18 protein-coding genes are annotated in these 21,176 nt (G+C 71.3%); 9 read left to right on the forward strand and 9 right to left on the reverse strand.

The window, feature by feature from the left end:
- Window positions 1–39: 39 nt before the first annotated feature.
- Both ACH4E8_RS07330 and ACH4E8_RS07335 read right to left on the reverse strand, forming a co-directional pair.
- Window positions 40–1,527 (reverse strand): maleylpyruvate isomerase N-terminal domain-containing protein, encoded by a 1,488-nt coding sequence (locus ACH4E8_RS07330; protein WP_398445250.1) that lies wholly within the window; start codon window positions 1,525–1,527, stop codon window positions 40–42.
- Entirely contained in the window at window positions 1,527–2,108 is a 582-nt protein-coding gene (locus ACH4E8_RS07335; RefSeq protein ID WP_398445252.1) for a sigma-70 family RNA polymerase sigma factor, read from the reverse strand. The genes ACH4E8_RS07330 and ACH4E8_RS07335 overlap by 1 nt, the downstream gene beginning before the upstream one ends.
- 365 nt (window positions 2,109–2,473) lie before the next feature.
- On the opposite strand from ACH4E8_RS07335, the gene ACH4E8_RS07340 reads away from it, so the two are divergent.
- Complete coding sequence (locus tag ACH4E8_RS07340; RefSeq protein WP_361971047.1) at window positions 2,474–2,989, forward strand: EF-hand domain-containing protein; 516 nt, start codon at window positions 2,474–2,476, stop codon at window positions 2,987–2,989.
- Window positions 2,990–3,339: 350 nt separating this feature from the next.
- Here ACH4E8_RS07340 and ACH4E8_RS07345 read toward each other — a convergent pair whose 3' ends face one another.
- Together ACH4E8_RS07345 and ACH4E8_RS07350 are read right to left on the reverse strand one after the other, a co-directional pair.
- A complete protein-coding gene (locus tag ACH4E8_RS07345) occupies window positions 3,340–3,993 on the reverse strand; it encodes a response regulator (RefSeq protein WP_398445254.1) in 654 nt (217 codons plus the stop codon).
- A gap of 191 nt (window positions 3,994–4,184) precedes the next feature.
- On the reverse strand, window positions 4,185–5,276 hold the full coding sequence (locus ACH4E8_RS07350) for a sensor histidine kinase (RefSeq protein ID WP_398445256.1): 1,092 nt from the start codon (window positions 5,274–5,276) through the stop codon (window positions 4,185–4,187).
- Window positions 5,277–5,769: 493 nt separating this feature from the next.
- On the opposite strand from ACH4E8_RS07350, the gene ACH4E8_RS07355 reads away from it, so the two are divergent.
- The gene (locus ACH4E8_RS07355; protein WP_398445258.1) at window positions 5,770–6,753 is read left to right on the forward strand and encodes a CPBP family intramembrane glutamic endopeptidase; all 984 of its coding nucleotides are present in this window, start codon (window positions 5,770–5,772) and stop codon (window positions 6,751–6,753) included.
- A gap of 34 nt (window positions 6,754–6,787) precedes the next feature.
- On the opposite strand, the gene ACH4E8_RS07360 is transcribed toward ACH4E8_RS07355, so the two are convergent.
- On the reverse strand, window positions 6,788–8,227 hold the full coding sequence (locus ACH4E8_RS07360; RefSeq protein WP_398445260.1) for an MFS transporter: 1,440 nt from the start codon (window positions 8,225–8,227) through the stop codon (window positions 6,788–6,790).
- A gap of 261 nt (window positions 8,228–8,488) precedes the next feature.
- The gene (locus tag ACH4E8_RS07365) at window positions 8,489–10,060 is read right to left on the reverse strand and encodes a class I adenylate-forming enzyme family protein (RefSeq protein WP_398445262.1); all 1,572 of its coding nucleotides are present in this window, start codon (window positions 10,058–10,060) and stop codon (window positions 8,489–8,491) included.
- Window positions 10,061–10,226: 166 nt separating this feature from the next.
- Here ACH4E8_RS07365 and ACH4E8_RS07370 point away from each other — a divergent pair, with 166 nt between their 5' ends.
- The 3 genes from ACH4E8_RS07370 to ACH4E8_RS07380 all read left to right on the forward strand — a co-directional run bounded on the left by ACH4E8_RS07370 (window position 10,227) and on the right by ACH4E8_RS07380 (window position 13,168).
- A complete protein-coding gene (locus ACH4E8_RS07370) occupies window positions 10,227–11,372 on the forward strand; it encodes an acyl-CoA dehydrogenase family protein (protein ID WP_398445264.1) in 1,146 nt (381 codons plus the stop codon).
- A gap of 1 nt (window position 11,373) precedes the next feature.
- Window positions 11,374–12,297, forward strand: coding sequence for an acyl-CoA dehydrogenase family protein (locus ACH4E8_RS07375; protein ID WP_398446071.1), 924 nt, complete (start codon window positions 11,374–11,376; stop codon window positions 12,295–12,297).
- 400 nt (window positions 12,298–12,697) lie between these two features.
- Window positions 12,698–13,168 (forward strand): ATP-binding protein, encoded by a 471-nt coding sequence (locus tag ACH4E8_RS07380; protein WP_398445266.1) that lies wholly within the window; start codon window positions 12,698–12,700, stop codon window positions 13,166–13,168.
- A gap of 150 nt (window positions 13,169–13,318) precedes the next feature.
- On the opposite strand, the gene ACH4E8_RS07385 is transcribed toward ACH4E8_RS07380, so the two are convergent.
- The gene (locus tag ACH4E8_RS07385; protein ID WP_398445268.1) at window positions 13,319–14,245 is read right to left on the reverse strand and encodes a cyclase family protein; all 927 of its coding nucleotides are present in this window, start codon (window positions 14,243–14,245) and stop codon (window positions 13,319–13,321) included.
- Between the two features lie 116 nt (window positions 14,246–14,361).
- Between ACH4E8_RS07385 and ACH4E8_RS07390 the strand changes: the two genes are divergently transcribed.
- The 3 genes from ACH4E8_RS07390 to ACH4E8_RS07400 are packed head-to-tail and all read left to right on the forward strand — an operon-like array spanning window position 14,362 to window position 17,511.
- Complete coding sequence (locus tag ACH4E8_RS07390) at window positions 14,362–15,267, forward strand: SDR family oxidoreductase (protein ID WP_398445270.1); 906 nt, start codon at window positions 14,362–14,364, stop codon at window positions 15,265–15,267.
- Window positions 15,260–16,465, forward strand: a complete 1,206-nt coding sequence (locus ACH4E8_RS07395; protein ID WP_398445271.1) for an acyl-CoA dehydrogenase family protein — start codon at window positions 15,260–15,262, stop codon at window positions 16,463–16,465. The genes ACH4E8_RS07390 and ACH4E8_RS07395 overlap by 8 nt, the downstream gene beginning before the upstream one ends.
- Entirely contained in the window at window positions 16,462–17,511 is a 1,050-nt protein-coding gene (locus ACH4E8_RS07400) for an alcohol dehydrogenase catalytic domain-containing protein (protein ID WP_398445273.1), read from the forward strand. The genes ACH4E8_RS07395 and ACH4E8_RS07400 overlap by 4 nt, the downstream gene beginning before the upstream one ends.
- A gap of 37 nt (window positions 17,512–17,548) precedes the next feature.
- Here ACH4E8_RS07400 and ACH4E8_RS07405 read toward each other — a convergent pair whose 3' ends face one another.
- Entirely contained in the window at window positions 17,549–18,265 is a 717-nt protein-coding gene (locus tag ACH4E8_RS07405; RefSeq protein WP_398445275.1) for a hypothetical protein, read from the reverse strand.
- 76 nt (window positions 18,266–18,341) lie between these two features.
- The gene (locus ACH4E8_RS07410) at window positions 18,342–19,337 is read right to left on the reverse strand and encodes a GlxA family transcriptional regulator (protein ID WP_398445277.1); all 996 of its coding nucleotides are present in this window, start codon (window positions 19,335–19,337) and stop codon (window positions 18,342–18,344) included.
- 71 nt (window positions 19,338–19,408) lie between these two features.
- Between ACH4E8_RS07410 and ACH4E8_RS07415 the strand changes: the two genes are divergently transcribed.
- Window positions 19,409–20,722: an MFS transporter gene (locus ACH4E8_RS07415; protein WP_398445279.1), complete on the forward strand. Its 1,314-nt coding sequence runs from the start codon at window positions 19,409–19,411 to the stop codon at window positions 20,720–20,722.
- Window positions 20,723–21,176 lie beyond the last annotated feature (454 nt).

Raw genomic sequence — 21,176 nt, forward strand, 5'->3', positions numbered from 1 at the left:
GGCGTGGCTGGTGGTCGGCTGGCGGGCCGACGGTCGTGGTCACATCCGGCTGAGCGACGCGGCCGCGAAGAGTACGTCCCGGATCGCCTCGCGGTCGCCGTCCTGACCGACCGCCGCCTCTTCCGGCGGCACGTGTCCGGCGACCAGCTTGCAGAACTCCACCCCTTCGAGGGCGACCTGCGCCACCGCACGGTCCGGGGAGCCGAGCGCCGCGGGCGAGTCGAGCGCGATGTACCAGTCGCCGCCGCCCGCTCCCTCCACCTCCAGCCGCACCGAACGTCCCGGCGCCCCCGCGGGCACCAACTCCTTCACCGGGCCGGCAAGCCCGGCCCGCCTGCGAGCGGCGAGCGTCGCCGGCAACAGCCGGGCCGCCAGGTCGATCATCCGCTTGAGGTGCGCGCCGCGCGGCGGGTCGTACGGATAGTCCACCGCGTCCGCGATGTCGTCGGCGTGGATCCAGCACTCGAAGGCGCGGTCGATGAGCGCGTCCCGCAACGGCAGCGAGAAGTCCCCGTACGACACGGACATCTCCGCCGCGCCGTGCGCCGCGAAGGACACCGTACGGATCAGGGTGTGGCTCTGGTCGCGCCACAGACGGTGCGCGGCACGCCCGGTGGGGAGGTGCTCGGAGCGCCAGAACTTCTCCGTGCGCTCCATCGGCTGCTTCGGGCCGTCGCGACCGGGCGGGGCATCGAGTCCGAGGGCGTTCGCCACGAGCCCGTCGACGGTCATCAGATGGCCGATGACGCCGCCGACGGTCGTCATGCGCCGCACCGACTCACGGCCGTCGAACCACAGCAGGTGCAGCGGCGCGTCCCACTCGGCGTCGCCGATGTCCCGCAGCAGTGCGTCGAGCCGGGCGGTCTCCGCGTCGTACGGCGTGGCCCAGTCGGGCACCGGGATGCGGGGCGGCCGGCGGCCGAGGCAGTTCTCCAGCACCCGGAAGCGCAAGGAGGGCGGAAGGTCGAGCTCGCACTCGGTGTGCAGCAACTCGACCGCGCCGCGCAGCCGCTGTGCCTCGTCATGGCAGGGCACGCAGAGCTTCAGATGTGCGTCGACTGCCGCGGTCTCCTCGGCGGAGCAGGCGGCCAGGGCCCAGGCGCCGAGCAGGGACTTGAGCACGCCGTGCGACGGCGGTGACGGCGGCCCTGCTCGATCGACGTCGCCCGGGTCGACGCCCGGGCCCTCGACGCCCGGGCCCTCGACGCCCGCGGTCTTTGCCGGCTCCTCGGTTCGCTCTTCTCGTTCGTCTGTTGCTGCTGGTGACTCTGGTGTTTCGGGCATATCGGCCTCGGCCGGTCGGTCGGCTGGCGTGGATCCGTGGGTGGGCGGGGGCGTGTGGCGTGAAGTGGACGCTGCGGAAGGCGGGGGGACGCGTGGTGCGACGTTCCTCCTGGGCCGGGGCACCCCGGAGGTTTCCCACGACGAAGGCGGGACGAGGCCGTCACCCGCCCGCCTGGGCGCGGGTATGCGTGGTACGCCCTGCACCTCCTCGTACTCGCCGTCGCCGCCCTCCCGGTGCGCCATCACAGGGAGCGCCCGTATCCAGGGGGTGACGAGCCCTCCACGGGCCGCGTGTGTGCAGTCGACAGCAACTGGAGGCCGAGCCGCAGTCTGCGCCTGGCCTCGTCATCGGTCACTCCCAGGTGTGCTGCGGTCTGTCGGTAGTCACGCCGCTCGAAATAGGCCAACTCCAGCGCCCTGCGCAGGGGAGCGGGCATAGAGGTGCGTATGTAGTCGGCCCGGGCCTCCGCCGCCGCCCGGCGCACCCGCTGCTCCAACTCCTCGGTGCTGCCCGTCCCGCCGTCGGCGAGCGCAGCGGCACCGGTGCGGCGCAGCCGCGACACGGCTTGCTGGTTGGTCAACTTGGCGACCCAGGACCGCAACGACCCCTGCTTGGGGTCGTACTCGTCCGGGTGTTCCCAGACGTAGCCGAAGACCTCACGGGTCACCTGGTCCGCTGCCTCGTCGTCGTCGAGCACTCGGTGGGCCAGGCTGTGCACGAGGGACGCGAGCCTGTCGTACAGCTCGCCGAGCGCCGCGGCCTCGCCCCTGGCGAGCCGCTGCTGCATCTTGCGGTCCCAGCGCGGCTGCGCGTCCTTCGCCATCGGTTCCGTCCCCCAAGCCTGCTCGCGCGTACCGCTCCGTGCACCGCCCTCCGCGGTGTCCCACGAAGCGCCACGGTGCTGTTGGTGCCCTCGATGTCCTTTCCCCGTCAACGAATGTAATGCGCGTGACGATGCCCGCACGCCCCTTTGCTCCAAGTGCGCCCCCGAGGGAGGGTTGAGGTGGTAATGGAGCTTCGGGCCGGAAGACGTCCCGAGCACGGCCCGACGGGGGGCGCACCGGACGCCCCGAGCCCTCGCCTTCGAAACTGTGATCAGGTCTTCACCCATGGTTCGTTTTGCGCTCCCTAGCAGCTAATTGGCGGGTACTTGCACGCGTCAGCCTTCCGGGGCCGTACGCTCCCCGCATGGACAGCGCAGAGTACGAGCGCAAGATCGCGTCTCGCTTCGCCGCATTCGATCAGGACGGCAACGGCTACATCGACCGCGAGGACTTCAGCGGGGCGGCGGCCCGCCTGCTCGCCGAGTTCTCCACCACTCCCCGCTGCGACAAGGGGCAGGCCCTCTACAACGGCGCGGAGGCGTTCTGGCAGGGCATGGCCGGTATCGCCGACGTGGACGGCGACCAGCGCGTCAGCCGCCAGGAGTTCGTCACCGGAGCGGTGAAGCGGCTCCGCGACAACCCCGAGCGCTTCGCGGAGATCGCCCGCCCCTTCCTGAGCGCGGTGATCGCCGTGGCCGACGCCGACGGTCAGGGCATGACCCCCGCGGCGGCCGAGCGAGTGCTACGAGTCCTAGGCGTGGGCACCGAGGTGACGGCCCAAGTGGCCACTGCCCTGGACACCGACGGCGACGGTCGCATCGGCGAGGACGAGGTCCTACGGGCCTTCGCCTCCTACTACGTGACGCCTGAGCAGCCCTAACTCCCCGAAGCGGCCTCCCCTGCCACAGCTCCCGGCCGGCTTCGCACGTTCCCGTGGAGCCCGGGGCCCCAGAGCCCCTGGGCTCCCGGCGAAGACCTGGGGTCCTGGAGGAGCCCTGGGAGCCCTTCGGCTCCCAGGGGAGTCCTAGGCGTTCGGCAGCCCTGTAGTTCCAGGCGGGGCCTTGGGCTTCAACTGAGCCCTTGGGCCGAGCAAAGCCCTGGCTGTCGCTGGCTGCCCGTGGCTTGCAGTGGCTTCCAGTAGTTGCCTGGGTTTCCGGCCGGTGGTCCCGGACAGTGGTCCTGGCTGGTGGTCCCGGCCGGTGGTGCCGGCCCCTGGGCGGGCGCCTCTGTTCAACCGTTGCTCACATAGTCCTCCCCTGGGACGACCAGGCCCGATTCGTACGCCATCACGACCGCCTGTGTGCGGTTCTGCGCTTCGAGCTTCATCAGGACGTTGCTCACATGCGTCTTGACCGTCTCCAAGCTCACCACGAGTCGCTGCGCGATCTCCGGGTTGGACAGGCCCTTCGCCATCAGCCGCAAGGTGTCCTGCTCGCGCCCGGTGAGCGGCAGCGGCAGGGGCGGGACTGCTGAAGCCGGGCGCGCGGTCACCAGCCGGCGGACCGCATCCGGGAAGAGCAGCGAGTCGTCGGTGGCGACCAGGTGTACGGCGCGGGCGATGCGGTCCGACGGCGCCCGTTTGAGCACGAACCCGTCCGCGCCGGCGCGCAGCGCTTCGTACACGTACTGGTCACTCTCGAACGTGGTGATCACCACGACCTTCGGCGGCTCGTCCAACTCCGCCCGCAGCCGTCGCGTGGCCTCGATGCCGTCCATCCCGGGCATTCGCACGTCCATCAGGACCACGTCCGGCCGCAACTTGGCCACCAGCGGCACCACCTCCGTCCCGTCAGCCGCTTCGCCGACCACGTCGAGCTGGGGCTTCGCCGACAGCAAGGTGCGCAGACCGGTGCGGGTCAGCTCCTCATCGTCCGCAATAAGCACGCTGACGGTCCTTGCCGCCCTGGCTCCCTCTATTGCCTCCGCACCCGCACCCGCATCCGACGCCCATGCCGTTGACGCGGGTGGGGGTGCTTGGGCGGGTGGCGTGGCTGTGGTCGCGGTGGCAGGCTGGGGCGGCGGCGCGAGTGCGGTCGCGGCTGTGGTGTCGTTCATCGACCCCTCCTCGTCCAAGGTCATGGATCTGGTTGCAGCGGGAGGCTGGCGGCGAGTCGCCAACGGCCGTCGGAAGTGGGGCCGCAGTCGAGGTCGCCGTGCAACAGGTGGACTCGTTCTTCCAGGTTCTTGAGTCCGAAACCGAGTCGGCCGGCGCGGGCAGGGCGGAAGCGTCGGGCCGCGGATCCAGGTATCGCGTTGGTCAACTCGACCTCCAACCGATCTCTTGTCACGTTCAGTACCAACTGCACAGCGGGCCCCGCGGCGTGTCGCAGCGCGTTCGTCAGTCCCTCCTGCACGATTCGGTACGCCTCCCGAGACACGGGGCCCGGGACGCCTTCCAGGTCGCCGTTGATGTCTATGTGCACCTCGATGCGGGCCTGTTGAACGCGGTCGACCAGGGACGGCAGCTCGGCCAGGGTGGGTCCGATGACGGCCGCGGCGGGGACGCCGCCACCCCGCCGAAGGGCACCCAGGACGTGGTCCAGGTCGTCCAGCGCGCCGCGCGAGGTCTCTTCGATGCTGTTGAGGGCTCTCCGCGCGGCCACCGGGTCGCTGTCCAGCAACTCACCGGCCACCGCTGCCTGGATGGTGGCTGCGGTAAGCGTATGACCGATGGAGTCGTGCAGCTCCTGAGCCAGGCGGTTGCCCTCCGCCAACACCCGCATCCGCTCTTCCAACGCGGCCACCCGCTCTGCCTGCCCCGGCCCGAGGAACAAGGGCGCGAGCCAGCGGAGCACCGCGGTGCCCACGGCGACGACGAACCAGGCGAGCAGCAGCGCGACACCGGCCAACGGCACCGTCCACGCGCCGTGCCAGCCCGCTGCGACGTCCGTGGTCACGGAGAGAATGCGGAGGTCCTTCCCGCCACCCTTGAGCCACATCGTGATGGGGAGGAGTGCGACGGCAGTTGATATCGCCGCCACCATGACGACGAAGCCGCCGACTACCGAACTCGCCAGCAACCACGCTCCCGTACGCAGTCGCTCTGGTGCCTCCGCGCGGGTGGGAGCGGGCAACTCGGAGCCGAGGAGCGCATTGGCCAGCCACACGGCTCGCCGGCGGGCGGAGTGCAACAGCCCGCAGAGCATGATGAGATCCGCCGCGAGCATGCCGCTGGCGACCGTTCGCCAACCTGAAGACCACGTGCGGGTGCTGGCCCCCAAGAAGAAGAGCGCGGTCAGCAGCGCGATGAAGCCAAGGCACGTAGCGAAGACGACGTGCCCAAGTCCGCGCAAGGTACTTCGCGGGTGCAGGGACAGAAGGAGGTGCTGGCGCATCGAGCTGCCCGACAGCTTTGCAAGACCCGCGAGGAATTGACGCGGGCGGGCTGTTGCACGCGCTGGAGATTGTGGACGGGTAGCTGGATGAGTCGGAGACGTTGGCAGGGATGACGGACGCTCGTGGGCCTGTTTGCTCTTCCACACCCTTCCGATTTTGCAGATGGCTGCGCGGTGGCGCCTCCCCCAGGTGAGGGAGATCCAATCTCGCTCACGATCGCGATGTGGGCGACCGGCCGTCCGGCGGACAGTGGTCGGCATGCGGCGTGCCTCACGAGCCGCAGAAAGCCATAGTCATGCCCACGGGAGAGAAGGTCTGCACGCCATGACGTACGTCGTCCCGACCGAGATTGATCAGCTATCGAGGAGGAACCGCACCCGCGGGTTGTGGGTGTTCTTCCTGATTACCTTCGGTGGCGCCTGGGCGGGGATGTCACTGCCGTTCTTCACCGACCTCTCTCCGCTACACCCTCTGGTGCAGATCATCTTCGGCTTCATGCCCGCCCTTGGTGCGGTGGTTGCCCGTCTCGTCACGGGGGAGGGCTTCTCCGATGCCGGGCTCCGCCTTCGTCTCCGCACCGCGTGGCCGCACTATCTGATCGCCTGGCTGGGCCCGTTGGCCTTTGCCGTCGTGGGCCTGGGGACTGCCCGGTTGTTCGGAATCTGGGACGGTGATCTGTCGCAGCTCGGCGACTCCGTTGACGGAGTGCCGGGGTGGGCGGTCGTGCCGTTGCTGATGCTCGCGGTGCTGATCCTGTCGCCGATCTATTGGGGCGAGGAGTTCGGCTGGACGAGTTATCTCAGGCCCCGACTGTGCTCCGGCCGCCCCTTGGCGTCCGTGGTCCTCACGGGTGCGATCTGGGCGGTCTGGCACTATCCGCTGGCCTTCAACGGCTACATCGAGTTCGAGCACCTGCTGCTCGGCCTGGCGGTCTGGTCGGTGGGCTTCCTCGCCCTGGAGATCATGCTCGCGGCGCTCGCCGTGCGCAGCCGCACGGTGTGGACCGCGTCCCTCGCCCACGCGGGGAACAATCTCGTGATCTCCCTGCTCCTGGAAGTCCTCGTCATGAACGGCGGCGACGGCAAGGAAGGCGGGCCCGGCCCGATATCGGTCACGTTGTTGACCCTGCTGCCGATGGTGCTGGTCTGCATCTGGATCCTGCGCAGCGGCAAGTTGGAGGCCCCGAGCGATGACGCAGGCAATGAGGATCGGCGCGGCGGGCGTCGCACCGAAGACTCTGCGGCGTTGACCTCCAGGTCTCTCGGTGCCTCCACCTCCCTCACGGCATCGAAGTCCAGCTCCTCATAAGACACTTCCCCTTCTTCTCGTTCTTCCGGCTCCTTCAGTGCCCCGAGGAGGTCACGATGAAGCGGCGTGGCACCAATGCCGTCACCAAGACCGCCACTGTGGTCACGATGCCGACTGACACCCATGACGTCGTGGTGAGCGCTGCGTCGAAGGCGTTACGGGCGGCGGCCAGGACCGTGGGGTCGCCCAGTTGCTCGGCGTCGCCGATGGACTCTTGCGCGGCGGACGGCTGGCCTGCCATGTGGCCCGCGTACGCGGCCGCGTGGATGGAACCGAGCAGCGCCACCCCGAGGCCCACCCCGAGTTCATACGACGTCTCCGAAACGGCACCGGCCTGTCCGGCGCGTTCCGCGGGCACCGCCGACACCAGGACCGCGGCGGCCGTGGTGATTGCGATGCCGTCGCCGAGCCCGAGGGCGATCAGGACCACTGCGACGTACGGATACGTGGTCGGTTCCGGGGAGAGCGCGAGGACGAGGAAGCCGGCGATGAGCCCGCTCAGCCCCAGTGCCATCGCGGCGCGGACCTGGATCTTGCGCATCAGCCAGGGAGCGGAGAGCGAGCCGACAAGGGTGGCGAGCGCTGCGGGCAGGGTGCGGACACCGGCTTGTGAGGGGGAGTAGCCGTGGACGTATTGCATCCACAGCGACAGCAGGTACAGCGCGGCGCCGATCGCGAGCATCGCCATCAGGGTCGCCAGCGCGGCGGCCGTGAAGGCGCGGCGCCGGAAGAGCCGTACGTCGAGGAGGGGATCGGGTTGGGCGAGCTGACGGCGGGCGAAGAGCGCCAGCGCGGCGAGGCCCAGGACCAGGGCGATGGGCCCGGTCGCGTCGGCTCCGCTCTTGCTGAGGTGCTTGATGCCCCATGCCAGCGCGATGACGCCGACGACCGAGAGCACCGCTCCGACCCAGTCGAGTCGCCCGTGTCCGGCGTCCTTGAACTCCGGCAGGAGCCACACCCCGGCCGCGACGGTGGCCACGACGACGGGCACATTGACCCAGAAGGCAGCCGACCAGTCGTACTCCTCGACGAGTACGCCGCCGACCAGGGGGCCGATGGCGGCGCCCGCGCCGGCGACGGAGGCCCACACGCCGATGGCGAGCGTGCGTTCGTGCGGGTCGGTGAAGATGTTCCGGATCAGCGAGAGCGTGGAGGGCATCACCATGGCGCCGCCGATTGCGAGCAGCACCCGCCCGCCGATGAGCTGCGCGGACGTGGCCGCGGTGGCGGCGACGACGGAGGCGGCACCGAAGAGGACGAAGCCGCTGAGGAAGAGCAGTTTGCGGCCGTAGCGGTCACCGATGCCTCCGGTGGTGACGAGCAGACCGCCGAGGACCAGCCCGTAGACGTCGATGATCCACAGCTGTTGGAGCGCATCGGGCTCCAGGTCGTCGATGAGGGAGGGCAGCGCGACGTTCAGAATGGTGGCGTCCATCGCGACCAGCAGGAGGCTCGCGCACAGCACCGCGAGCATGCTCCAGCGCCGAGCCCGGCTGAAGCCCGCTGGCGCCGGCCCGTTCGACGGGGGCTGCGGCGGTTGGGGCGGCTTCGGAGCCTGTGGCCCCGGTGGCTGCTGAGTACCGCCCATGCCGACCCGTCCCTTCGTGGCCCCCGCCGAGGAAGACTGCCGTGGCGGCGGCCGACCACCGCGGAGACGGGCCCGGTGCTTGCCCCGAACGGCGCACGGCCCGCGGCGCCGAAGGCCGGGGACGTGGCCCGGGACGCCGTCCCCGGGTCAGGCGAAGCGCTCCCGCAGCTTGTACTTCAGGACCTTCCGCAGGGCGTCGTTGCGGGGGAGGGCGTCCACCACTTCCAGTTGCTCCGGCAGCTTGTAGGGGGCGAGGCCCTCGGCCCGCAGGAAGGCAGTGACGGTGGCAAGGTCCAGCCGGGCGCTGCCGGTCCGCTGTTCCAGGACCGCGCAGACCCGTTCGCCGCGTTCGGCGTCCGGCAGCCCGATCACGGCCGCGTCGGTGACGTCCGGGTGGGTGTGCAGCAGGTCTTCCACCTCCTTCGCGGAGATGTTCTCGCCCTTGCGGATGATGACGTCCTTGAGACGACCGGTGAGCACCAGGTGTCCGGAGGGTGTCAGCCGTCCCAGGTCGCCGGTGATGAGGAAGCCTTCCTCGTCGAAGACGGCGGCGGACTGGACCGGGTCGAGGTAGCCCCGGCAGACGGCCTCGCCCCGCAGGCGCACCTCACCGTCGACGATCCGGATCTCCATCCCCTCCGGAGGCCGCCCCTCGGTCGTGGCGAGGTCGGCCACGGAGTCGTCGGGAGAGCCCATCGTGATCATGGGTACTTCGGTCATGCCGTAGCCGTGGGTGAGTTGGCAGCCCAGCTCGCGTACGACGGAGTGGTACAGCTCCGGTGGCTTGGGTGCTCCGCCGCCGGCCAGCAGCCGCAGCGTGGGGATCAGCTTCCGGCCCGGCTGCTTGCGCTGTTCGGCGAGGAAGAGGGAGTAGAAGGCCGTGGAGCCGCCGGTGGTGGTGACGCCGTGACGGCGGTAGTCGTCGAGTGCGCCGGGCAGCGCGAACTTCTCGAACAGGACCGCGGGAAAGCCGTACAGCAGCAGCATCACCAGGTAGTCGGCTCCGCCGATGTGGGCGAAGGGGAAGGCGATGGAGCCGATGTCTTCGGGGGTCAGTTGCAGCGCGTGCGCCAGGCAGGAGCCGCCCGCGATCAGGGAGCGGTCGGTGTGCAGGACCCCCTTGGGGTCGGAGGTGGTGCCCGAGGTCCAGTAGATCCAGCGGACGTCGGTGCCGCCGTCGGGTGGCGGGGGCAGGGTCGCGGGGTCGCCGCAGGGCAGCGAGCCGTAGCCGTCGAAGACGCCCCGTGCCCCGATGCGGGTGGCCATCGCCCCGTGGTCGAAGTCGCGCCACACCCCGGGTACCGCGAAGTGTTCGGCCTTGGACTCGCGGAGGGCGAAGGAGACTTCACGGTCCCGGTAGAAGGGGATGATCGGGGTCTGCACGGCGCCGAGCCGGGCGAGGGCGACGCACAGGACGACGGTTTCGATGGTGGTCGGGAGTTGCCAGGCCACGACCGTGCCGGGCCGCACTCCCCGGGCGTACAGCCCGGCCGCGGTCTCCTCGGCGGAGGTGCGCAGGCCGCCGAAGGTCAGCGATCGCTCGCCCTGGAGGAGGACCCGCCGGTGCGGGGTCAGTTCCGCGCGCCGGGTGACGAGGCCCCAGAGGGTGGGGGAGTCGCCGAGCGCGTGTGCGGTGTCCGCGCCGTTCGTGGCGGGCGCCTGGCCCTGGCCTTCCGCGGCGCGCCTGCCGTCCGTGTGATGTGTGCCGTCCGTGTGCATTGGGCGTACGCCTCCATCCACCCCGGGCCCGCGGTAGCCATGTCTGACGCACCGTCAGGCATGGTCGAGAGGGTAGGTCTCGGGCGCTTGTCGGTCCAGAGGCGCGGGGCTAACCTGCAATATCTGACGCAGCGTCAGACATCGGCGGGGAGAGGTGGTCCGGGTCGTGGACCTCAGCTATACGGAAGAGGAAGAGGCGTTCCGGGCCCGAATGCGGGAGTGGCTCGGAGTCAGTCTGCCGAAGCTTCCTTCGAAGCCGTCTCCCGACAACTGGCCCGCCCGACGCGCCTACGACACGCTCTGGCAGCGGATGCTGTACGACGCGGGCTATGCCGACCTCCATTGGGGCGCTCCTCCCACCGAGCGGCTGATCTACCTGGAGGAGAGCGAGTTGGCGGGCGCGCCGTACGTGGGGGCGAACTTCGTCGGACTGCTGCACGCCGGCCCCACCATCGCGGCCGAGGGCACGCCCGAGCAGCGGGACCGTTGGCTGGAGCCGATCCTGCGCGGCGACGAGATCTGGTGTCAGGGCTTCAGCGAGCCCGACGCCGGTTCGGACCTCGCGGCCCTGCGCACTCGGGCGGTGCGGGACGGCGACGAGTACGTGATCACCGGGCAGAAGATCTGGACCTCGCACGCGGAGGTAGCCGACTGGTGCGAGCTGCTGGTGCGCACCGACCCCGACGCGCCCAAGCACCGCGGGATCTCCTGGCTCGCGATGCCTATGGATGCGCCCGGCGTCACGGTTCGTCCGCTGCGCACGCTCGTCGGTTCGGCGGAGTTCGCCGAGGTCTTCTTGGACGAGGTGCGGGTGCCGGTCTCCCACCGGGTCGGTGCGGAGCACGACGGTTGGCGCGTCACCATGGTCACGCTCTCCTTCGAGCGGGGCACCGCGTTCGTCGGCGAGGTCGTCGCCTGTCGCCGCACCTTGCGGGAGGTTGCCCGGGTCGCCCGTGCCAACGGCAGGTGGGACGACGCGGTCGTGCGCCGCCGCATCGGGCGGTTGCACGCCGAGTTCGCCGCACTGTGGCGGCTCACCCAGTGGAACGTCAGCGAGGCGCAGGCCACCGGCGGGGTGCCCGGGATCGGCGGCTCCGTCTTCAAGCTTCGCTACTCCCAAGCCCGTCAGGAGCTGTACGAGGCGGCGGCCGAGGTGTTGGGTGCGGACGCGCTGGACCTGGACCGCGGATGGACCGCGGACCGGCTGTCCTCGCTCTCGTACACCATCGCCGCCGGCACCTCCCAGATCCAGCGGAACATCATCGCCGAGCGCATCCTCGGCCTCCCCAAGGAACCGAAGGGCGGTGTCTGACGTGCGATTCCAGTTCACCGACGACCAGCGGGTGCTGAAGGCCGCGACCCGCGAGTTGTTGGAGCGCGTCTGCCCAATTGAGGCGCTGCGGGCCGTGCTGGATGGGCCGCCGGCCCTCGACCGGCGGATGTGGGCGGCGCTTGCCGAGGCCGGGGTGTTCGCGCTGCGGCTGCCAGAGGCGGCGGGCGGGGTGGGCCTTGGGCGGGTGGAGGCCGTCCTGGTCTTCGAGGAACTGGGGCGGGCCTTGGTGCCCGGGCCGCTGGTGGCGAGTCATCTGGCCGCCGGAGTCGTGCCGGGTGCGGCGACGGGGGATCGGGTGGTGGCCCGGGTGGACGGCGGGTTGGTGGCGTGGCTGGCGGCGGCGGACGCCGTCGTTGCGGCGGACATGGGCCGCGTTCCCGTGGATACGGCCCGGGCCGTGCCGCTGAGGTCCTTGGACCCGTTGACCCCGCTGCATCGCGTCGCTTCCCCGCGCGTGGAGACGGGTTTCGAGGCGGGGGGCTGGGACGTGGAGGCGGCCCTGCTCGTTGCCGCCGAGCAGTTGGGCACTGCTGCCCGGGTCACCGATGTGGCCGTACGGTACGCGAAGGAGCGTGAGCAGTTCGGGCGGCCGGTGGGCGCCTTCCAGGCGGTGAAGCACTTGTGCGCCGACATGCTGGTGCGTACGGAAGTCGCCCGCGCCGCGGTGTACGGGGCCGCCGTCACGGGGGACCGCGTCGAGGTGGCCGGTGCGAAGCTGCTGGCGGACGACGCGGCCGTGCAGGGTGCCCGTGACTGCCTTCAGGTGCACGGCGGCATGGGCTTCACCTGGGAGGCGGATGTCCATCTGCACCTGAAGCGTGCCTGGGTGCGGGCAGGGATGCGGCCCCGGGCCGCCGAGGCGGAGGAGGTGCAAGCACAGGCGCTGACCGTCGCGTCGCTATAGCACCATTGGACGTCACGGTGCGTCGATATCGGGTTGTGTCCTTCGGATGACTCGTCACGGGCCGTCGTCGGGCACTCGCTCCGGTACGCTCCGTGAGGTGCGAGTCGTTCCGAGGCGTAACGGCCCCGGTGTTGCCCCTGTGGCGGCTCCGGGCGCGGGAAAGTGCGCCGCTCACACCCCTGGTGAGCGGGCTGCGCGCCTCTGTTCGACTCCTTGCAGCAGGCGTCGCACAGTATGCACCAAGCGTCATCCTTCGCGCTGGAATATGCCCGAAGCGCTTGTTGCCGTGACTGTACGTCAACCATGCTGGCCCGTAGGGGAGTCACGCACGGTGACTCTCTCGGGAGAGACCCAGTCGAGGCGCGAGGCGTTGTGTCCGCCGGTTCGGATGGTGTGAGCGGTGCAGGTGCTCCAGGTTCAGTTGGAGGTCGGTCCGGATCCCGCGGAGGTGGGGCGGGCCAGAAGATGGGCGCGTTCTCGGCTGGTGGGATCCGGCATACAGCATGATGAGCCGCTGGCGGAGACGCTGATCCTGTTGATCTCCGAGCTGGTCACCAACGCCGTGGTGCACACCGGCTGCCCCGCCGTGCTGAGGATGCTCTTCGGCTCGGGCAAGGTGGAGGCGGGCACGGTGCGGGTGGAGGTCGCGGACAACTGCGCGCGTCCGCCGCGGCGGCGCACCGCCGAGGAGGACGAGACCAACGGACGCGGGCTGGAGTTGGTCGACGGCCTCGCGGACCGTTGGGGCTGGGAGCGCGAGGGCGCGGGCAAGGCGATCTGGTGCGAGGTGGACCGGGGTGTGCCGGTGATCGCGTCGTACCGGAGGGACGTCCGGGCGGGGGTCCGGGTGCTGGCGGGAGCGCATCGCTAGGGCGGGAGCGGGGTGCGGGGGTTCCCTGTGGGCGGCTCGGCGTGGGGGTGCGGGTGGTTCCCGCGCTGCTCTGACGCGCTCCCCGTTCGCCTGTGGGGCGGCGCTTTGGCGGGACCTTGAAGGCGCCGCCGCTCTTTGCAGGCACCCCCTCTAGAGGATCGCCACGGGGGATACCGGGGTGCCGGTGGCACCGAGGAAGGGTTCGGGCATGGCGGAGAGGAAGAAGGCGTAGCGGGATTCTTGTGCACAGGCTGTGGACAAGGATTCCAGGTTCCAGTTCTGGCCCTGGAGCATGCCCATTTCGACCAGGTCGAGGGCGTGGACCGCTAGCCAGAGGTCGTCGATCTCCGGGGGGATGATCTCGAACGAGAGGGTGTCCGTTGCGACCGCGGACGCGTCGTGGGTGTGGAACCACTCCGGTGTGCGTATCGAGAGGCCCGGGGACGGGAAGCCGTAGGCGTGTTTGTCGCCGTCCAGGAGTAGGCGCATCTGGCCCGTGCGGACGAGGAGGATGTCGCCCGGGCTCGGTGTGACGCCGCCGAAGTCGGCTGCTTGCGACAGGTCCTCGGGGGTGACCGCGTGGTCGGTGGGCAGGCGGTCGAGGCCCTTGGCGCGGGCGACGTCGAGGAGGACGCCGCGGGAGACCACGTGCGGGACCTTGTCGATGCCGCTGAAGCGGGCGCGGTCGTGCGCGGTGATGGTGGTCGCCGGGCGGCCGTTGTAGATCTTGCCGCTGTGGGAGACGTGCGTGAGGGCGTCCCAGTGCGTGGCCGCCTGGAGCGCCATGGTCACGGTGTCGTCGCTGGTGGCGACGGCGTCCGGGCCGAACATCTCGTAGTTGATCTGGATCATGGTGTGCAGGGGGTTCGTGCGGCCGGGGATGAGGCCCGTTTGGAGGCCGTCGCGGTGGAGCGGCAGGGCCAGCGGTATGCGACGGCCGGTGTGGACGGTCGCGGCGGCGGTCCGTACGACCTCGTCCGTGACGAGGTTGAGGGTGCCCAGTTCGTCGTCCGCGCCCCAGCGGCCCCAGTTGTTGACGCGCCGGGCGATCTCGTGGAACTCGGGCGGCAGCGGCATCGGGACCGACCTCCAGGAGGTGTCCGCGGGGATGCCCCGGGGACGGGGGCTTGTGCTGGGGCGTCCAGCACACCGTAAAATCTAACGGTCCGTCAGAAACGCTGGAAGGGGCCGGTGTGGGTAACTTCTTGGCAGGCAAGGTCATCGCCGTCACCGGTGCGGGCCGCGGCATCGGACGTGCGGTGGCCGTCGCAGCCGCGGCCGAGGGCGCGCACGTCGTCGTCAACGACCACGGCGTCTCGATCGAGGGAGCGGAGCCGACGTCCGAGGTCGCGGAGGACGTCGTACGGGAGATCGGGCGGGCCGGCGGCAGCGCGACCGCGGTCGCCGACGACATCGCGACGATGGCCGGCGGCCAACGCCTGGTGGACGTCGCGCTCGCCGAGTACGGCCGGCTCGACGGCGTCGTCTGCGTCGCCGGCATCCTGCGCGAACGCATGCTCTTCAACATGACCGAGGAGGAATGGGACCCGGTCGTCGCCACCCACCTCAAGGGCACCTTCACCGTCTTCCGCGCCGCCTCCGCCGTGCTGCGCAAGCAAGGCTCCGGCACCCTCATCGGCTTCACCAGCGGCAACCACCAGGGCTCGGTCGCCCAGGCCAACTACTCCGCGGCCAAGGGCGGCGTCATCTCGCTCGTCCGCAGCGCAGCGCTCGGACTGCACAAGTACGGCGTGACGGCGAACGCGGTCGCACCCGTGGCCCGCACCCGGATGTCCGCGAACGTCCCCGTGGAGCTCAAGGAGATCGGGGAGCCCGAGGACGTCGCCGCACTCGTCGTCTACCTGCTCTCCGACCGCGCCCGCGAGATCACCGGGCAGGTGTACACCATCGCCGGCCCCAAGATCGCGGTGTGGGCGCAGCCGCGGGAGCTGCGCGCCGGGTACGCCGAGGGCTCCTGGACGCCGGAGAAGATCGCGGACTTCCTGCCCGGCACGGTCGGCGTCGACCCCATGCCCATGCTCGCCGCGCTGGAGGAGATGGCGCGCGCCGCACGGTCCGGCGACCGCCCCAATGCCTGAGGAGGCGCAGTTCGTGGACGCCGACGCCGATGCCGACTTCCTGCGCCGGGCCCGCGCCTGGCTCGACGCGCACGTCACCGCGGAGCACCGGCGCATCGGCGGCGGCCCCGGCAGCGAACACCTGGGGATGGCCGAACGCCGCGCCTGGGAGCGCGAGCTCGGCCGGGACGGCTGGATCGGCCTCGGCTGGTCCGAGTCCGGCTGGGGCAACCGCACCGCCACCACCGCCCAGCAGGTCGGGTGGGCCGAGGAGTACGCGCGGGCCGGCGCGCCCGCCCGCGTCGGCCACATCGGCGAGAACCTGCTCGCACCCACCCTGATCCGCTTCGGTTCCCCGGCGCAGAAGGAACGCTTCCTGCCGCCCGTCGCCCGCGGCGAGGAGCTGTGGTGCCAGGGCTTCAGCGAACCCGACGCCGGCTCCGACCTCGCCGGGGTGCGCACCGCGGCCGTGCGCGACGGGGACGCGTACCGCATCACCGGACAGAAGATCTGGACGTCCCTCGCGCAGGACGCCGACTGGTGCTTCGTGCTCGCCCGTACGGAAGCGGGCACGGCGCGCCACCGCGGGCTGTCGCTCCTGCTGGTGCCGATGGACCAGCCCGGCGGGCGGATCGAGGTGCGGCCGATCCGACAGCTCACGGGCACCAGCGAGTTCAACGAGGTGTTCTTCGACGGGGCCGTGGCGAGTGCGGAGCACGTGGTCGGCGGGGCGGGCAACGGCTGGCGCGTCGCGCTGGGGCTGCTCGCCGTCGAGCGCGGCGTCGCCACCCTCGCCCAGCAGATCGGCTTCCAGACGGAGTTGCGGGAGGTGGTCCGCACGGCCCTGGCCACGGGTGCGGCGGACGACCCGGTGCTCCGCGCCCGGCTCGTACGGCAGTGGGCGGAGCTGCGCACCCTGCGGTGGACCGCGATCGACGCGCTGGACGGACACGGCGACGAAGGGGGAGCGCCCAGCGTGGCCAAGTTGCTGTGGGGCGGCTGGCACCGGCGGCTGGGGGAGTTGGCGGTGGCCGTGCGGGGCGCGGCGGCGACCGTCGGGCCGGCCGACTGGCGGCCCGCCGAGCCGTACGGACTCGACGCCGCGCAGCGGCTGTTCCTCTTCTCCCGGGCCGACACGATCTACGGCGGCTCGGACGAGATCCAGCGCAACATCATCGCCGAGCGGGTGCTCGGCCTACCGAGGGAGCCACGGCCATGAGGGGCGTCGTGTTCGACGGGAGCCGGCCGCGGGTCGTCGACGACCTGGAGGTACGGGCGCCGGGGCCGGGCGAGGTGCTGGTGGCCGTCGCCGCCGCCGGGCTGTGCCACAGCGATCTGTCGGTGCTGGACGGGACGATTCCGTTCCCGGTGCCGGTGGTGCTGGGGCACGAGGGGGCGGGCGTCGTGGAGGAGGTCGGGCCGGGGGTGCGGCACGTGGCCCCGGGGGACCACGTGGCGCTGTCCACGCTCGCCAACTGCGGGGCGTGCGCGGACTGCGACCGCGGTCGGCCGACGCTGTGCCGCGCCGCGATCGGCCGTCCGACCAGGCCGTTCTCGCTGGGCGGCGAGCCGCTGTACCAGTTCGCCGCGAACTCGTCGTTCGCCGAACGCACCGTCGTCAAGGCGGTCCAGGCGGTTCGCATCCCGCGCGGCATCCCGTTGACGTCGGCCGCGGTGCTGGGCTGCGGGGTGCTGACCGGCGTGGGTGCGGTGCTGAACCGGGCGAAGGTCGGCCACGGCGAGAGCGTGGTGGTGATCGGCGTGGGCGGCATCGGCCTCAACGTCATCCAGGGCGCACGCATCGCGGGCGCGACGACGATCGTGGCCGTGGACACGAACGCGGCGAAGGAGGCGCCGGCGCGCACCTTCGGCGCGACGCACTTCCTCGACTCGACGGCGCAGGTGAAGGAGGTGCTGACGACGGGTGCGGACCACGTCTTCGAGTGCGTGGGCCACACCGGGCTGGTGCGGCAGGCCGTCGACCTCCTCGACCGCGGCGGCCAGGCCGTGCTGCTGGGGATGACCCCGCCGAAGGCGGAGGCGAGCTTCCTGCCGGCGTCGATGTTCCTCGACAAGTCGATACTGGGCTGCCGCTACGGGTCGTCCCGCCCGCAGCGCGACATCGCGCTGTACGCGGAGCTGTACGGGCGAGGGGCGCTGCTGCTGGACGAGTTGGTGACGGAGACGTACCCGGTGGCGGACTTCGCGCGGGCGGCGGACGACGCGCACCACGGGCGGGTGGCACGGGGCGTGTTGACGTTCTGAAGGCTTTTGGCGCGGTCCACGGGTTCGCGTCGCGGGCTCAGTTCTTCTCGTGCCTCTCCCAGGACACCTGGAAGTAGCTCTCGCTGCGGAAGTGCACCTGGAACACGGTGGCGTGGCGTTCGCGCAGCTGGGCCACGGTCGTGCCGGCCGGCTCGTTGACGCAGCGTCCGCCGCCTTCGGGCAGCGGGGGTTCGGGGCAGTGCACGACCGGTTCCAGGACCGTGGACCCGGACAGGGGGTCGTCCCACGACACCATGGTGGTGGGGTCGGACAACTGCGGAGGGCCCAGCTTGACCCCGTCCTGCACGCCCTTCAGCCGGTAGTAGCCCAGGGCGCGCTCGACCGTGTCGTCCCCGCCGAGTGCGGTGCCCCAGTGGCCGAGCACGGCGGCGTCGATCTTGCGCAGCACGGTGGGGACGGGGGTGTCGGTGCCGTAGTACGCGTACGCCTGCATCGAACAGTCGAAGGCGTAAGGGTGCTCCATGGGGTCGAGCCAGTCCGGGCGTTGGCCGCCGCCGCAGCTCCACTGGAGACGGAGGAGCGTCAGGTCCAGGTCCGTCCCCTTCGCGAAGGCGGCCACGCGGTCGCGTAGGGCCCGTTCCGCGTCGACGCGGTTCGACTTGGCCTGTGCCGAAGAGCCGTAGCGGCGGATGTCGTCGCTGCTGAGTTCGCCGTTGTCGAAGGCGCAGGAGGCGAGGGTGCCGGTCAGCAGCAGGGCGCCGGTCAGCGCCGCCCACTTCGTACGTCGTCGCACCGCGCCCGCCCTCCCGCACCCGTGTCCGACCGCCATGGTCGTTCGGCGCCGGCCCGGCGGGACACGGAGTGGCTACTCAGCGGGATGAGTAGGCGTACGGATGGGCGACCGACCGGAACGTCCTGCGGTACGCCGTCGGGGACACGCCGAGCGCGGCTTGGAGGTGACTGCGCATCGACTGCGCCGTGCCGAAGCCGGCGGCGCGGGCGACCCGGTCGACGGAGAGGTCCGTGGACTCCAGCAACTGCCGGGCTCGCTCGACGCGCTGTTGGGTGAGCCACTGGCCCGGGCTGACGCCGACCTCCTCGCGGAAGCGGCGGGTGAACGTCCGTACGCTCATCGCCTCCTGCTCCGCGAGGTCGCGCAGTTGGACGGGTTCGTGGAGGCGCTCCAGCGCCCACGCCCGGGCCGCGGACGTGGTGGCGAGCTGGGCCTCGGGCACCGGGCGGCTGATGTACTGCGCCTGGCCGCCGTCGCGGTGCGGCGGTACGACGCTCTTGCGGGCGGTCTCGTTGGCGACGGCGGCGCCGTGGTCGCGGCGCACGATGTGGACGCACAGGTCGATGCCCGCGGCGACGCCGGCCGAGGTGAGGACGTCGCCGTCGTCCACGTACAGCACGTTCGGATCGACCCGCACGGCGGGGAAGAGCTGCTGGAAGCGGTCCGTCCAGCCCCAGTGGGTGGTGGCCGGGCGGCCGTCGAGGAGGCCGGCGGCGGCGAGGAAGAAGCTGCCGGTGCAGATGGAGGCGATCCGGGTGCCCGGGCGGATCGCCGCGAAGACGTCCGTGAGCTCGGCCGGGAGGCGGCCCTCGGCGTAGAGCACGGCGGGGTGGTACGCGGCGGGCACGACCACGGTGTCCGCGGTGGCCAGTTCCTCGACCCCGCGCGTCACGTGCACGTCGAAGTCGGCAGTGGTGCCGACCGGGCCGGGGACGGGGGTGCAACTGACGACCTCGTACAGCGGTTCGCCGGCGGGCGTGGTGGCCCGGCCGAAGATCCGGTGGGGGATGCTCAGCTCGAACGGGATGACCTCGGGGAGCACGAGGACCACGACGCGATGCGGACCGGCCATGGCCCGATCCTAGCGAATGCTGTCCTTCGGGCCACTCGATGCGGGAGATCGGGGCGCGGAAGCTGTACGCCGTGACCACATCGCAGATCGAGACCTCCGGCGTCGGCGGGGCGGGGGCGCCCGGGCAGGGCGGCGCGCGCTCGGGCGGCGCGCGCCGCCCGCCGCGGATCCACCGCGCCTGGTTCGTGGCCGCCGTCGCCTTCGTGACGATCATCGGCGCGGCGGCCTTCGCGTCCCTCCCGGGCCTGCTGATCGACCCGCTGCACGAGGAGTTCTCCTGGTCGCGCGGCACGATCGGGTTCGCGGTCTCGGTGAACCTGGCGCTGTACGGGATCACCGCGCCCTTCGCCGCGGCTCTGATGGACCGCTTCGGCATCCGCCGGGTGGTGGCCGTCGCGCTCACGGTCATCGCGGCCGGCTCCGCGCTCACCGTCGTGATGACGGCGGCGTGGCAGTTGGTGTTGTACTGGGGCGTCCTCGTCGGCCTCGGCTCCGGCTCGATGGCGCTCGCCTTCGCGGCGACCGTCACCAACCGCTGGTTCGTGGCCCGGCGCGGCCTGGTGACCGGCATCCTCACGGCGGCGGGCGCGTCCGGCCAACTCGTCTTCCTGCCGCTGTTGTCCTGGCTGGTGGAGCAGCACGGCTGGCGCCCCGCGGCCATCACGGTCGCGCTCTCCGCGCTGGCCGTCGTCCCCTTCGTCTGGCTGCTGCTGCGCGACCACCCGGCGGACGTGGGGCTCGCACCGTACGGGTCGGACGAGGCGGTCCCGAAGCCGGCGCCGGTGCCGGGGGCCGCGCGGCGGGCCGTGTCCGTCCTGTTCCGGGCGGCCCGCACCGGGCCGTTCTGGCTGCTGGCCGGCACCTTCGCGATCTGCGGCGCGTCCACGAACGGCCTGATCAAGACGCACTTCGTGCCCGCAGCGCACGACCACGGCATGGCGATCACGGCGGCGGCGTCGCTGCTGGCGGTGATCGGCGTCTTCGACGTCGTCGGCACGATCGCCTCCGGATGGCTCACGGACCGCTTCGATGCGCGGCGGCTGCTGGCGGTGTACTACGCGCTGCGGGGCGTCAGCCTGCTGTTCCTGCCGATGCTGCTGGCGCCGACCGTGCAGCCGCCGATGATCTTCTTCATCGTCTTCTACGGCCTGGACTGGGTCGCGACCGTGCCGCCGACGATCGCGCTGTGCCGCGAGCACTACGGCGAGGACAGCGCGATCGTCTTCGGCTGGGTGCTGGCGTCGCACCAGGTCGGCGCGGCGGTGGTGGCGTTCGCGGGTGGGGTGGCGAGGGACGTGTTCGGGTCGTACGACGTGGTCTGGTACGCGTCTGGCGCGGTGTGCGCGGCGGCGGCGCTGATGTCTTTGGTGATACGTCGCGCGTAGCGTGGCGCATCCCCTCGCCCTGCGGGCGGCCTGGCCTTATCTGGGCGCGGGCCCTCCGGCGCGGCCTGGCCTGGTCTGGTCTGGCCTTGGCCGATGCGCCGTTGCCCTGCGGGCCCGTCGGCTTCCGCGACCCGGTGGGTGGCTGGTCGCGCAGTTCCTCCCCCTGTGCCCTGCGGGCACGGGGGCACCCCCACCTATGCCCTGTGGGCATGGGGGACCCCAGCGCCCCTGAACCCTCGGCCGTCTGCGGGCCGTGGGTGGCTTGTCGCGCAGTTCCCCGCGCCCCTGACGTACTCGCCGTAGCCCTGCGGGGACATTGGTCGCTGCGGACCGTGGTGGGCTGGTCGCGCAGTTCCTCGCGCCCCTGAACCCTCGGCCGTCTGCGGGCCGTGGGTGGCTTGTCGCGCAGTTCCCCGCGCCCCTGACGTACTCGCCGTAGCCCTGCGGGGACATT

Source organism: Streptomyces sp. NPDC017979 (genome assembly GCF_044328175.1).
GTDB lineage: Bacteria > Actinomycetota > Actinomycetes > Streptomycetales > Streptomycetaceae > Streptomyces.

Excerpts from the sequence above, each read along its gene's own strand:
- ACH4E8_RS07410 (WP_398445277.1), bottom strand. The coding sequence starts at position 19,337 with ATGGCCGGTCCGCATCGCGTCGTGGTCCTCGTGCTCCCCGAGGTCATC.
- ACH4E8_RS07365 (WP_398445262.1), bottom strand. The coding sequence starts at position 10,060 with ATGCACACGGACGGCACACATCACACGGACGGCAGGCGCGCCGCGGAA.
- ACH4E8_RS07395 (WP_398445271.1), top strand. The coding sequence starts at position 15,260 with ATGCCTGAGGAGGCGCAGTTCGTGGACGCCGACGCCGATGCCGACTTC.
- ACH4E8_RS07330 (WP_398445250.1), bottom strand. The coding sequence starts at position 1,527 with ATGGCGCACCGGGAGGGCGGCGACGGCGAGTACGAGGAGGTGCAGGGC.
- ACH4E8_RS07400 (WP_398445273.1), top strand. The coding sequence starts at position 16,462 with ATGAGGGGCGTCGTGTTCGACGGGAGCCGGCCGCGGGTCGTCGACGAC.
- ACH4E8_RS07385 (WP_398445268.1), bottom strand. The coding sequence starts at position 14,245 with ATGCCGCTGCCGCCCGAGTTCCACGAGATCGCCCGGCGCGTCAACAAC.
- ACH4E8_RS07335 (WP_398445252.1), bottom strand. The coding sequence starts at position 2,108 with ATGGCGAAGGACGCGCAGCCGCGCTGGGACCGCAAGATGCAGCAGCGG.
- ACH4E8_RS07360 (WP_398445260.1), bottom strand. The coding sequence starts at position 8,227 with ATGCTCGCGGTGCTGTGCGCGAGCCTCCTGCTGGTCGCGATGGACGCC.
- ACH4E8_RS07355 (WP_398445258.1), top strand. The coding sequence starts at position 5,770 with ATGACGTACGTCGTCCCGACCGAGATTGATCAGCTATCGAGGAGGAAC.
- ACH4E8_RS07340 (WP_361971047.1), top strand. The coding sequence starts at position 2,474 with ATGGACAGCGCAGAGTACGAGCGCAAGATCGCGTCTCGCTTCGCCGCA.
- ACH4E8_RS07350 (WP_398445256.1), bottom strand. The coding sequence starts at position 5,276 with ATGCTCGCGGCGGATCTCATCATGCTCTGCGGGCTGTTGCACTCCGCC.